Annotated in this window: 11 protein-coding genes; 9 read left to right on the plus strand and 2 right to left on the minus strand. The window is 45.6% G+C overall.

Annotated elements, in window-relative coordinates; translation table 11 throughout:
- Positions 1 to 19: 19 nt before the first annotated feature.
- The 7 genes from FKN08_RS00520 to deoD all read left to right on the plus strand — a co-directional run bounded on the left by FKN08_RS00520 (position 20) and on the right by deoD (position 7,395).
- Positions 20 to 217, plus strand: a complete 198-nt coding sequence (locus tag FKN08_RS00520; protein WP_046875042.1) for a DUF5363 family protein — start codon at positions 20 to 22, stop codon at positions 215 to 217.
- Entirely contained in the window at positions 204 to 977 is a 774-nt protein-coding gene (locus FKN08_RS00525; RefSeq protein ID WP_170891003.1) for a TatD family hydrolase, read from the plus strand. Before FKN08_RS00520 ends, FKN08_RS00525 begins: the two co-directional genes overlap by 14 nt.
- 204 nt (positions 978 to 1,181) lie before the next feature.
- A complete protein-coding gene (locus FKN08_RS00530) occupies positions 1,182 to 2,465 on the plus strand; it encodes a NupC/NupG family nucleoside CNT transporter (RefSeq protein ID WP_047008943.1) in 1,284 nt (427 codons plus the stop codon).
- A 581-nt stretch (positions 2,466 to 3,046) separates the two neighbouring features.
- Entirely contained in the window at positions 3,047 to 3,823 is a 777-nt protein-coding gene (deoC, locus tag FKN08_RS00535) for a deoxyribose-phosphate aldolase (RefSeq protein WP_006742378.1), read from the plus strand.
- Positions 3,824 to 3,919: 96 nt separating this feature from the next.
- Complete coding sequence (deoA, locus tag FKN08_RS00540) at positions 3,920 to 5,248, plus strand: thymidine phosphorylase (RefSeq protein ID WP_170891005.1); 1,329 nt, start codon at positions 3,920 to 3,922, stop codon at positions 5,246 to 5,248.
- Between the two features lie 68 nt (positions 5,249 to 5,316).
- Positions 5,317 to 6,537, plus strand: coding sequence for a phosphopentomutase (locus FKN08_RS00545; protein WP_170891007.1), 1,221 nt, complete (start codon positions 5,317 to 5,319; stop codon positions 6,535 to 6,537).
- 138 nt (positions 6,538 to 6,675) lie between these two features.
- Positions 6,676 to 7,395, plus strand: a complete 720-nt coding sequence (gene deoD, locus FKN08_RS00550) for a purine-nucleoside phosphorylase (RefSeq protein WP_006742381.1) — start codon at positions 6,676 to 6,678, stop codon at positions 7,393 to 7,395.
- A 97-nt stretch (positions 7,396 to 7,492) separates the two neighbouring features.
- Here deoD and FKN08_RS00555 read toward each other — a convergent pair whose 3' ends face one another.
- A complete protein-coding gene (locus FKN08_RS00555; RefSeq protein ID WP_041852892.1) occupies positions 7,493 to 8,098 on the minus strand; it encodes a YtjB family periplasmic protein in 606 nt (201 codons plus the stop codon).
- 91 nt (positions 8,099 to 8,189) lie between these two features.
- Between FKN08_RS00555 and serB the strand changes: the two genes are divergently transcribed.
- Complete coding sequence (gene serB, locus FKN08_RS00560) at positions 8,190 to 9,170, plus strand: phosphoserine phosphatase (protein WP_006742382.1); 981 nt, start codon at positions 8,190 to 8,192, stop codon at positions 9,168 to 9,170.
- Positions 9,171 to 9,234: 64 nt separating this feature from the next.
- Here the strand turns inward: serB and FKN08_RS00565 are convergent, their stop codons facing one another.
- Positions 9,235 to 11,583 (minus strand): PilZ domain-containing protein, encoded by a 2,349-nt coding sequence (locus FKN08_RS00565; protein WP_170891009.1) that lies wholly within the window; start codon positions 11,581 to 11,583, stop codon positions 9,235 to 9,237.
- Positions 11,584 to 11,719: 136 nt separating this feature from the next.
- On the opposite strand from FKN08_RS00565, the gene radA reads away from it, so the two are divergent.
- Positions 11,720 to 13,099, plus strand: a complete 1,380-nt coding sequence (gene radA, locus FKN08_RS00570; protein WP_046875036.1) for a DNA repair protein RadA — start codon at positions 11,720 to 11,722, stop codon at positions 13,097 to 13,099.
- Positions 13,100 to 13,235 lie beyond the last annotated feature (136 nt).

Raw genomic sequence — 13,235 nt, forward strand, 5'->3', positions numbered from 1 at the left:
TTTTTTATAAGGATGAGATATGAACTGGTTTAAACGAGGATTGAAGCGTTACGACGACTGGTGCAAGGAGATGGGGCTAACCCCTGATCAAAAACGCAGCTGCGTTCCGTATCGAAAAGATCCTGCCCATCAAAATGAAGAGAACAGTGAAGCTCTACTATTTTCTGATTCTCAGTTTGTCGGTACAGATAAAAAGTCTCAAGATGAAGCTCTTTGATACCCATTGTCACTTTGACTTTGATGTATTCCAAGGTGACTTTGCACATCAACTTCAGCTAGCTCAAACGCAAGACGTGACAAGAATTCTGATTCCTTCAGTGGGACCTCAAAACTGGGCTCGTATTCAAACCTTGGCAGATCAACATGCCAATTTGTATTACGCCCTTGGGTTTCATCCGTATTTTCTTGAAGATAACGTCGAGCAGCACTTTGCTGAATTGGAACATTATCTAAAACAAAATGCTCCCCAGTGCGTGGCAATAGGAGAGTGTGGGCTAGATTTTGCCATTGATGTTGACCCACAGTTGCAAGAAAAGACACTTGAAGTTCAATTTGAACTGGCTAGATGCTTCGAACTCCCAGTTATTTTACATAGCCGAAAAGCGCACAATCGCCTTATTCAAATGGTTAAAGCGGCGAAGCTCCCTCGGGGCGGTGTGCTACATGCTTTCTCTGGGAGTTATCAGCAAGCAATGGAGTGGGTCAAATTAGGTTTTTTTATCGGTGTAGGAGGAACCATCACCTACCCAAGAGCGAAGAAAACGCGCGACGCAATTCAAAAATTACCACTCAAACATCTCGTGATCGAAACAGATGCACCGGATATGCCTATACTTGGATATCAAGGGGAGTCGAATCACCCAGCCAAACTCATTCACGTCTTTAATGAGCTCGTAGAGTTGCATAACGGTCCAAAGCAATCGATTGCCTCTCAGTTATGGAAAAATAGCAATTTTGCTTTCTCGATATGTGAATAAAATCTAAAGATGTGGTTTGAAATAGAAAACGTTTTCCTGCTTATTGTGAATTAACTCACAAAGCTGGCTGAATCAATCATGAATCTTATAGGAAAGTGTGAGGCTGGCATTACTTTAATTGATTCTGCATGAGTATAATTGCTCCCGCTTTATAGCTCCATTTTGTAACACGCCAATAAATAACTTATAAGGAAGTCATAAACTATGAGCCTGTTTATGAGCCTAATCGGTATGGTAGTGCTTCTTGCGATTGCATTTGCATTTTCTAATAACCGTAAAGCTATCAATCTAAGAACTGTGGGTGGCGCATTCGCTATCCAATTCGCATTAGGTGCATTTGTTCTGTATGTACCTTGGGGCCGTGATCTACTAAACGGTTTCTCTTCAGGTGTTTCTAACGTTATCAACTACGGTAACGATGGTTCATCATTCCTGTTCGGTGGTCTTGTTTCTGACAAGATGTTCGAAGTATTCGGCGGCGGCGGTTTCATCTTCGCATTCCGTGTTCTTCCTACACTGATCTTCTTCTCTGCACTGATTTCGGTTCTTTACTACATTGGCGTTATGCAATGGGTTATCAAGATTCTTGGTGGCGCACTACAAAAAGCGCTGGGCACTTCACGTGCGGAATCAATGTCAGCAGCAGCAAACATTTTCGTAGGTCAAACAGAAGCACCTCTAGTTGTTCGTCCATTCGTTCCAAAAATGACTCAATCAGAGCTATTCGCGGTAATGTGTGGTGGTCTAGCTTCTGTTGCTGGTGGTGTACTAGCGGGCTACGCTTCAATGGGTGTTCCACTAGAGTACCTAGTAGCAGCATCATTCATGGCGGCACCAGGTGGTCTACTATTCGCTAAAATCCTTCACCCAGAGACTGACCAGCCTCACGAAAGTATCGAAGAAGCGATGGACGGCGGCGACGACAAACCAGTAAACGTAATCGACGCAGCAGCGGGCGGTGCGGCTTCTGGTCTACAACTTGCGCTTAACGTAGGTGCAATGCTAATCGCATTCGTTGGTCTAATCGCGCTGATCAACGGTATGCTAGGTGGCATCGGTGGTTGGTTCGGCATGCCAGAACTAACGCTAGAGCTAATCCTAGGTTACGCATTTTCTCCACTAGCATTCCTAATCGGTGTTCCATGGGCTGAAGCAGTAACTGCTGGTTCATTCATCGGTCAGAAAATCGTAGTGAACGAATTCGTTGCTTACTTGAACTTCACACCATACCTAGGTGAAAACGCTCAAGTAATCGCGGCAACTGGTGAAGTAATGTCTGAGAAGACAACAGCTATCATCTCATTCGCACTATGTGGTTTCGCGAACCTTTCTTCTATCGCGATTCTACTTGGTGGTCTAGGTAGCCTTGCACCAAACCGTCGTAGTGACATCGCTCGCATGGGTGTTAAAGCTGTTCTTGCTGGTACGTTGTCTAACCTTATGGCAGCGACAATTGCAGGCTTCTGCTTAAGCCTTGCAGCACTATAATTAGAATCGGTTCTTAATATATAGACGCCGTTTTACATCATGCCCTGTAGCAAGAGATTGCTGCGGGGCATTTTTCGTTTTTCGGGCTCTAAAATCTCACCGGATGCCGGACTCAGTCTATGAGTTACGCAGCCGATGGAATAGGGGCTAGGAAATTTTGAGATACAAACCGTTTGCGCTCTATTTGGTGCTACAGTTTTGCGGTGAAACTCTATAATGTATTAATCACAGGATAGTGGTTAAGGTTGATACTTAATCACGTAAAGAATATTACATAATCGATGGGCAAATGACTTGCCCAGCAATATCAGATCTAATAGGCGTTTTGCTGTGTGATGTGATATTAAAGACACCGCAATCATAGATTGTTGTGCCATAGGCCAAACTGGTACTGTGCGGTGACAAGGATAGCAATTGGCATATGAAATTTTCGCTGTATATGCCGAGTCTTCAGGGAACCAAGTCCGTTCATTAATAGACTGTTTAGCCATTTACTCACATTGTCTCGACTTGTTGATTATAGTTAGAGACGTGATGTAAGGCTGAGTAGTGAATTTTTTGAATATTGATCGGAGATAGAAATGAGCGATTTAAAAGCAGCAGCGCTACGTGCACTTAAACTTATGGACCTAACTACGTTGAATGACGATGACACTGATGCAAAAGTGATCTCATTATGTCATGACGCGAAAACAGCAGTAGGCAACACAGCTGCAATTTGTATTTACCCTCGCTTTATTCCTATTGCTAAGAAGACACTTCGTGAGCAAGGTACGCCAGAGGTTCGCATTGCAACAGTAACGAACTTCCCACACGGTAACGACGACATCGAAATCGCTGTTGCTGAAACAAAAGCGGCGGTTGCTTACGGTGCAGACGAAGTTGACGTTGTTTTCCCATACCGCGCGCTAATGGCGGGTGATGAGAAAGTAGGCTTCGAACTAGTTAAGCAATGTAAAGAGGCTTGTGGCGATATTCTTCTTAAAGTGATCATCGAAACGGGTGAACTAAAAGAAGAAGCACTAATCAAGAAAGCATCTCAAATCTGTATTGAAGCAGGTGCTGACTTCATTAAAACTTCAACTGGTAAAGTGCCAGTAAACGCAACACCAGAATATGCACGCATGATGCTTGAAGTGATTCGTGACATGGGTGTTGCAGAAACTGTTGGTTTCAAACCAGCAGGTGGTGTGCGCACTGCTGAAGATGCAGCTGCATACCTAGCAATGGCTGACGAAATCCTAGGTGACAACTGGGTTGATGCCCGTCACTACCGTTTCGGTGCGTCTAGCCTGCTAACTAACCTACTAAATACATTAGAAGTGACAGACGAAACTGCTGATCCAGCAGCGTACTAATCCCAATAATATGTCTGAACGGTAGCACCTAAACGGGTGCTACCAAACCTCTTCTATCCTACTTAACCATGGCTCACGAGAGCATGGGAGGCACTAATGTATTTACCACAAGAAATCATTCGTAAAAAACGTGACGGTGAAGTACTTACCGCAGAAGAAATCAACTTCTTTATTCAAGGCGTAGCAAATAACACCGTATCTGAAGGTCAGATCGCGGCGTTTGCTATGACGATTTTCTTCAATGAAATGACCATGGATGAGCGTATCGCCCTAACGTGTGCAATGCGTGATTCGGGCATGGTTATCGACTGGAGCCACATGAACTTTGGTGGCCCAATTGTCGACAAACACTCTACCGGAGGTGTGGGTGACGTAACGTCTTTGATGCTTGGCCCTATGGTGGCAGCATGCGGCGGTTTCGTACCAATGATCTCTGGCCGTGGTCTTGGCCACACAGGCGGTACGCTAGATAAGCTTGAGTCTATTCCAGGCTACAACATCACACCAAGCAACGATGTGTTTGGGCAAGTAACTAAAGACGCTGGTGTGGCGATCATCGGTCAAACAGGTGACCTTGCTCCAGCGGATAAGCGTGTTTACGCGACTCGTGATATTACCGCAACCGTAGACAACATTTCTCTGATCACGGCTTCCATTCTTTCTAAGAAATTGGCGGCGGGTCTGGAGTCGCTAGTGATGGACGTTAAAGTCGGCTCTGGTGCATTCATGCCAACTTACGAAGCGTCTGAAGAGCTAGCGAAATCAATCGTAGCAGTAGCAAACGGTGCGGGTACTAAGACCACTGCAATCCTGACAGACATGAACCAAGTATTGGCCTCTTCGGCAGGTAATGCGGTGGAAGTTCGTGAAGCGGTTCGTTTCTTAACTGGTGAATACCGTAATCCACGCCTACTTGAAGTCACCATGGCTTCTTGTGCAGAAATGCTGGTACTTGGCAAACTGGCTGAGAACACAGAAGATGCACGTGCGAAGTTGATGGAAGCACTAGACAACGGTAAAGCAGCAGCATGCTTCGGCAAGATGGTTGCGGGTCTTGGCGGCCCAGCAGACTTCGTAGAAAACTACGATAACTACCTAGAAAAAGCGGAAATCATCAAGCCTGTTTACGCGACGGAAACGGGCATTGTTTCAGCAATGGACACGCGTGCGATTGGCATGGCTGTCGTTGCTATGGGTGGTGGTCGCCGTGTTGCTACTGATGAAATCGACTATGCCGTAGGTTTCGACGAGTTCATCCGCTTGGGTGAAGTTGCAGATAGCGATAAACCTCTTGCCGTTATCCACGCTCGCAGCGAAGAGCAGTGGGAAGAAGCGGCAAAAGCACTGCGCAGTGCAATCAAAGTAGGTGGTGAGTACACACCAACTCCAGAGGTTTACCGCCAAATTCGTGCAGAAGATATTTAACAGAACAAGTAATTACACAAGGCCTACTCAACCATAATAAAAAGCCGAGTGGGCCTAAGGAACGAGCAATGAAAAGAGCATTTATTTTAGTACTAGACTCATTCGGTATTGGTGCAACCGCTGACGCTGAGAAATTTGGTGATGTAGGTTCAGACACACTAGGCCACATCGCAGAACAATGCGAAAAAGGCTTAGCAGATAACGACCAACGTCAAGGCGCACTTCGCCTTCCAAACCTATCTAAGTTAGGTTTGGCAATGGCACACAAAGAATCAACAGGTCGCTTTGCTCCTGGCCTAGACGCAGAAGCAGAAATTATCGGTGCGTACGGCCACGCCGCAGAGCTTTCTTCTGGTAAAGACACGCCGTCTGGTCACTGGGAAATCGCAGGTGTTCCTGTTCTGTTTGACTGGGGTTACTTCACAGACAAAGCAAACAGCTTCCCTAAAGAGTTGACGGATCGCATCCTTGAGCGCGCGGGTCTTGACGGTTTCCTAGGTAACTGCCACGCATCTGGTACTCAAGTTCTTGATGACTTGGGTGAAGAGCATATGAAGACTGGGCAGCCAATCTTCTATACCTCTGCGGACTCTGTATTCCAAATCGCCTGTCACGAAGAGACATTCGGTCTAGACCGTCTACTAGAGCTTTGCCAAATTGCGCGTGAAGAACTAGAAGATTACAACATCGGCCGTGTAATCGCGCGCCCATTTATTGGTCCGGGTAAAGGTCAATTTGAGCGTACGGGTAACCGTCGTGACCTATCTGTAGAGCCACCATCAGCGACTATCTTACAAAAGTTAGTTGATGAGAAGGGCGGTCAGGTGCATTCCATCGGTAAGATTTCAGATATTTATGCTGGTTGCGGGATCACTAAAAAAACCAAAGCAACAGGCATTCCAGCACTATTTGAAACAACGAAAGAAGCGATCAAAGAAGCGGCTGATAACACCATCGTATTCACTAACTTCGTCGACTTCGATTCAGCTTACGGTCACCGTCGTGATGTGGCGGGTTACGCTGCAGCGCTTGAGTACTTTGATGGTCGCATCAATGAAGTGCTAGAACTGATGGGTGAAGATGACGTGCTTATCCTAACAGCAGACCACGGCTGTGATCCAACATGGCCAGGTACTGACCATACTCGTGAGCACATCCCAGTATTGGTTTACGGTCAAAAAGTGCCAGCAGGCTCTCTTGGCCGCCGCGAAACATTCGCAGACATCGGCCAAACATTGGCGAGCTACTTCGGTACTTCTCCAATGGATTACGGTAAGAATTTCCTATAATTAGGATATTGAAAACTAGGAGCAGAATGCTCCTAGTTTTATGTTTGCAGTATGCAAGTACTGCTTGTCGGAAATGAGAATACTCTGGCTTATATCGCCTTAAGCGCGGAGCGCTAGAGAAAGGTTAAGGAAAAGAAAATGGCAACTCCACATATCAATGCTGAAATGGGCGCATTCGCAGACGTCGTACTGATGCCGGGTGACCCGCTACGTGCAAAATACATCGCAGAAACCTTCCTTGAAGACGTTGTGCAAGTATGTGATGTGCGTAATATGTTCGGTTACACAGGCACATACAAAGGCCGTAAGATCTCGGTAATGGGCCACGGTATGGGTATCCCATCATGCTCGATTTACGCAACGGAGCTAATTAAAGACTTCGGCGTGAAGAAAATTATACGTGTTGGTAGCTGTGGCGCAGTAAACGAAGACATCAAAGTGCGTGATGTTGTGATCGGCATGGGCGCGTGTACGGATTCTAAAGTGAACCGTATCCGTTTTAAAGGTCATGACTTTGCAGCAATCGCAGACTACAAAATGGTTCGCGCGGCAGAAGACGCAGCAAAAGCACGTGGCATTGATGTGAAAGTCGGTAACCTATTTTCAGCGGAGCTTTTCTACACGCCTGATCCAGAAATGTTCGACGTAATGGACAAGTACGGCATTGTTGGTGTTGAAATGGAAGCGGCGGGTATTTACGGCGTAGCGGCAGAATACGGTGCAAAAGCTCTGACAATCTGTACGGTTTCAGATCACATCAAAACGGGTGAGCAAACAACTTCTGATGAGCGTCAAACAACATTCAACGACATGATGCTAATCGCACTAGATTCAGTATTGCTAGGCGACGAAGAATAAGCGACAAAGAGTCATCTTAGTTTCTTGACATTAAGAACTAAAAGAACAGCCCGCACAATGCGGGCTGTTTTTGTATTAGATGTCGATTACCGACTGACTATTTGGTTAGCAGTAGGTTTTGCGCTTTTTTACGGCGGATAGGCTGTCTACGTAAAATCATAATGAATAACATGCCGCACACAAAACTCATTAGCACCATCATGTACATGTAGCGATCACTCTTACGATAGTGGTGGTCAGAAATTGCGGTTACACGACCTGTCTCAAAGGTAACGCGAACAAAACCGATGAGTGCTTCATCGGCAAATACTGGTTCAACCAACTGCTGGCGGCCAATGGAAGCTGTTGCCAAAGGCGTGTCTAAGCCTAAAACTTCGCGTACCGATAGCGCATCTTCACTAGACGCTAAACGTACGCCTTGTGCATCATATATTGTCGCATCAAACACCAAACGGTCTTGTGCTAGCTGGTTTGTCAGCTTAAGTAAGCGTTCTTGATCTTTGGTCAAAATCATTTCACTGGCAGAAAGAGACGCCTGTGAAATCAAAACTTTGGTGAGTGTCTCAAGCTGCTGTGCTTGAATTTTCTCATTGCCCTTACTGATCACAACACTGTTTTTGATCGTGATAAACAACATCACACACAGTAGGATTAGTGCCAGAATTCTTAGGGCATTCCTTACTGAGAACAAGGATTCACTCATGCTCTTTACTCATCCATTTAAAATAAAACAAAGACTTGCCTTTTTAGTTTGTTGAGGTAACGTTTTAGCAAAGTCATAAGGGATTATATACATGGACGCGTCAAAAAGCTTGCCTATCAGAAAACATACGACACTTTTAAAACGATTACCCGAGACTCGATTTGCCTCCCAACTAGATAAAGCAAAAGCAAACTGGATAGTGTTTGCAGAATACCTTTCGCCACGTCATTTTGAAGACATTGATTTCTTCACAGGTGTCTACAACCCCGTGTTAGAAACGTGGAAAGTTGGCCAATATGAAGTCGCCTTGATGGCAGGAGAGTTGACCCCTCAACACGAAACGATCTTACAAAGCCTCAACTTGGATTACGCCTCGCTTAATGAAGTTCCAGATCTCTCAACCCAAGGTTTGATTGTATTTGACATGGACTCAACGGCAATCCAGATAGAGTGTATTGATGAAATCGCAAAATTGGCCGGAGTCGGGGATGAGGTAGCAGAAGTTACTGAACGTGCGATGCAAGGAGAACTGGATTTTGAGCAAAGTTTGCGTCAACGCGTAGGCAAGCTCAAAGGTGCTGATGAATCAATTCTTGAACAAGTTCGTTCCCAATTGCCATTTATGCCGGACTTTGAAGCGTTAATCGCAACGTTAAAAGCACTAGGTTGGAAAACAGCGATTGCTTCCGGTGGCTTTACTTACTTCTCGGATTACATCAAAGATAAAGTCGATTTAGATTTTGCTCGCTCTAATCAGTTAGAAATCATTAATGGTAAGCTCACGGGGAACGTACTTGGCGATGTGGTTACCGCGCAGATGAAGTCAGATATCCTGGTGGAGTTGGCGGATGAATACGAAATTGAGCAGCACAACACGGTTGCTGTCGGTGATGGCGCTAACGATCTTGTGATGATGTCGGTGGCGGGCTTAGGTATCGCGTACCACGCAAAACCTAAAGTGGAAGCTCAAGCGCAATCTGCGATTCGCTTTGCAGGCTTAGGCGGTGTGCTCTGTATTTTATCTGGTGCACTGGTGAAGCAGCAAAAGGTCAGCTGGAAAGCAAAACCTTAATTTATCCATTCAAAAACACCGCCTTTCTGGCGGTGTTTTTCGTTGACTTAGTATGGCTCTAAATTTACTCGGTTAACTCCAATCTAATTACAACCTCTTCCGTAATGTCTTCAAACTCACTGTAACCGACCAAAGCGGTCAGCTCCTTTTCTAATTTGCTCGCTTGATGTACACCAAATTGGGTTAAGTCACTTAAATCTTGTTGCAGCAACGATGTCATCGGATCGAAAATTGGGGCTGTAGATAAGCGAATTACGTAGAAGTCACCCATCATTCGCGCTTTCTTTATAAATTGAATCCGTTCTTTTACGCTGTTGAACTCTTGATGAAGCTTAGACTCAATGCCTGTAATTTTATTGCCGACTTTGGCTGCGCTAATGTAGATATCCTGATGCCTTGCTTGAGCTCCCTCTACACGCTTTATCGGCTCTGCGATTAATGTGCTTGTTCGACCTTTAAAGATAGGTTCAAGTGACAACAATTGATCGTGCCCAAGGCGTGCAAAAAGCTCAATGTGCTTAGGTAGCGGCAAATTCACCCCAATAACGGGGGTTTTGATTGAAGACGACGCTGTTTTACTGATAAAAATGGGTGTGCTCAGAGTTCGAGAGAGCAACATGCTGTGCAGTCTTTCAAGTAACGCATTACTCGGTAGCATCTCTTTTTGCGGGATCAACTTATCTTGATTGTGTTCGATAATGCTGTTGAAAAAGGCGATCACTTTAATGGTGTGGCTGCTTTCATCAATAACTAACTGTACGCTACAGCCATCTGGGCTAACACGAATTACCCGGTATGGCACCGACATTAAAGGCAGCTTTTTGTCGTAGAGTTGTAACTCTCGGAAGTTGACCTGAACCTCTTGCCCAGAGCGCAACATAGTAGGTTCGTCCAGTTTAATGCCGAGCCCTCGCTTTGAAATATCGACGGTGCTGCCGATCGCTGTGACGGGCCCAGAACGCAGTTCTATTGGGGTCTTAAATCGGTAACGTGGCTCTTTACGACGAGACTTAGCATCAAAATAAATGCCTTTCGGGTTGCCTATAATTCTTCTCGGATGGCGAAATGCATTTAACGTATTCGCGGGTAAGCGCGGCTTTTCAGTGAGCAGATAATCCTGCCCTGATTTTTCGTCAGCAATTTCTTGCAAGATGCCAATATGAGTCAATGATTGGGACGTTTCAGCCAACTCCGGAGAGAAAGCGGCTAAGTCTTCCTGTTCTTGCTCTGACAGTTCAAATATCGAAATTCTAAACGCGCGCCAACTTTCACGTTTAGCACCTAAATGCCAAAATAGCTGGCGTTGTTCACGAGTGGCCTCAGGACGAAGCATCGAATAGAAATAGGTTCGGTTTTCGTGCTCGTGAGTAAATGAATAAAGGACATTGGTGGTGCCTTTAACGCCAGGTTTAATGAGTGACGCGACTCGCTTCTCATTAAATAAGGACCCAAACATTTGCTGGTTCCTTTCATCATGCCAGTACTGCCAAAGCTTTTGATTGTTTGGCGTCAACATAGCGAGTTTCAGCTCACTGCCATCAAAGAATAGAGGTAAGCTGCTGGTGTGCTTAAGTGCGATGTGCTCATAACCACGAGTTCGAGCTCGAATGATCTTATCTTGATTATCGTGACGAGCTCTTTTAGCTGCGCTGTTGAGCGCTTCATCGATCACTCGAGTAACGACATTGGTTTCAGTTAAACGTATGGTTCTGAGGTATCGAACTGAGTCATTCTCGTAACAGTCATCAACCGCAAGTATGCGGTACGCCAGCGGTTTCTCTATACCGGCAACCTGAGATTTGCTGGCAAACTCAGTAAACGTGACCTGAATAATCTCCCCAAGGTTATATTTAAACGCACTTGGGACTTTGAACTTTGCGCCAGAGCAGGATAAGTCAATGCTTAACCCATGCAGAAGTTGCCCTTTAGATCGGCAAATCTCGACTTGAGATTGGACTTTCAAGCGCTTTTCTTGGCGCTTTAAGTCATAGCCGAGGTGAACGGGCTCCGCTAAGAAAGGGCTTTTAGGATCCGTTAACGATTGCGTTTTTTGTTGAGTAAGACGTTTGCTCATTACGCGAAAGTTATTCCGTGTGTTGACCAAAGCTTCCCACATTCCCTCAGTGTAGCCGCCAAACTTTTTGATGTTTTTATGGTAAGCGTTGAAAGCAACGTCATCTAACCAATGTGGAATACCATCCAAAATATACTCGCGACATTCACCTTGGACGCGACCGCGCAGATCGATGCTTTTTTTGCACGGAGCCATCAAGCGGTTAAGTTCCATTTTCACTAAGATTTTGGCCGAAGGCGGCTCTTCCTCGGTCAATTGGCCAAGGACAAAGTCAAAGTCATCCGAACCGTAAACGGGAATGAGTCGTTCTGCGATCGAGAGAATTTCAGATTGCTGCATTATTTCTGTTAGAGTATGTCGTTACTTTAAATTGTATCGGCTAAGCGAAGTAAAACTTAAGTATATCAATAGTTCATTTCAGTTAAGGTCTGACTTGGCTGTGCTTAGTCACATTTGTAGAAAAAATCGAGGCATCATGGCGAAAGCAAAACGAGCGTATGTTTGTAATGATTGTGGCGCGGATTTTCCCCGTTGGCAGGGGCAGTGTAACGCATGTGGTTCGTGGAATACGATAACAGAAGTCCGTATCGCTGCATCGCCAACGGTTGCTCGTAATGAACGTTTATCCGGCTACGCGGGCTCCGCAACAGAAGCTACAGTTCAAACGTTATCTGAAATTGATCTGCAGGAAGTGCCACGCTTCACCAGTGGGTTTAAAGAGCTTGACCGCGTATTAGGTGGGGGCGTTGTACCCGGCGCCGCTATTTTGATTGGTGGTAACCCTGGCGCTGGTAAATCCACCTTGTTGCTGCAAACCATGTGTAGTTTGTCTGCGCAAATGCCAACGCTCTACGTAACAGGTGAAGAATCGTTGCAGCAGGTAGCAATGCGTGCTTCTCGACTAGGGTTGCCGAAAGAGCACTTAAAAATGCTATCGGAAACGAACGTCGACAAAATTTGCCAAATCGCCGAAAAAGAGCAACCTCGCATTATGGTGATTGACTCGATTCAGGTAATGCACGTTTCAGATGTTCAATCGTCACCGGGCAGTGTTGCTCAAGTACGTGAATCTGCGACTGCTCTGACACGATACGCAAAACAGAATAACGTCGCGGTATTTATTGTTGGTCACGTAACAAAAGATGGTACCCTTGCGGGCCCTAAAGTTCTTGAGCACATTATAGACTGTTCAGTGCTGCTTGATGGTGGTACTGATAGCCGCTTTCGCACATTGCGTAGTCATAAAAACCGCTTTGGCGCTGTGAATGAGCTCGGTGTCTTTGCAATGACAGGCCAAGGGTTGAAAGAAGTGAGTAACCCATCCGCGATTTTCCTTTCTCGTGGTGAAGAAGAAACATCAGGTTCTTCTGTTATGGTCGTGTGGGAAGGTACGCGTCCTCTATTAGTAGAGATTCAAGCGTTGGTGGATTACTCGCAATTGGCAAACCCTCGCCGTGTTGCGGTCGGTTTGGAGCAGAACCGCTTATCACTTTTGCTCGCTGTGTTGCATAAGCATGGTGGCTTACAAATGGCAGACCAAGATGTCTTTGTTAATGTGGTTGGCGGTGTTAAGGTGACGGAGACGAGTGCCGATCTTGCGTTAGTTATGGCGCTTTTATCGAGTTTTCGTGACCGTCCACTTCCCAAAGATGTGGTTATTTTTGGTGAGGTCGGGCTTGCAGGCGAAATCCGTCCTGTGCCAAGTGGGCAAGAACGTTTGAATGAAGCGTTCAAACATGGTTTCAAGAAAGCCATTGTGCCTGCAGCCAACATGCCGAAAGGCGGCATTCCTGGCATGCAAATTCACGGCGTTAAGAAATTGTCGGAAGCTATAGAGGCTTTTGACGAGCTGTAATGCTCATAAGAATGGTATTTGTGGAATCACAAACTGTTCTATCCGTCCTCAATAAAATGCGAATAAAGTACATAAATTGCTGTGTTTGACTATGCTTTGGGGACGGAAATTTCACGTTAAAATTTTTTTTCTTCCA

The sequence above is a fragment of the Vibrio sp. 1-2 (7-a) genome (assembly GCF_013048515.1).
Taxonomy (GTDB): Bacteria; Pseudomonadota; Gammaproteobacteria; order Enterobacterales; family Vibrionaceae; genus Vibrio; species Vibrio diabolicus.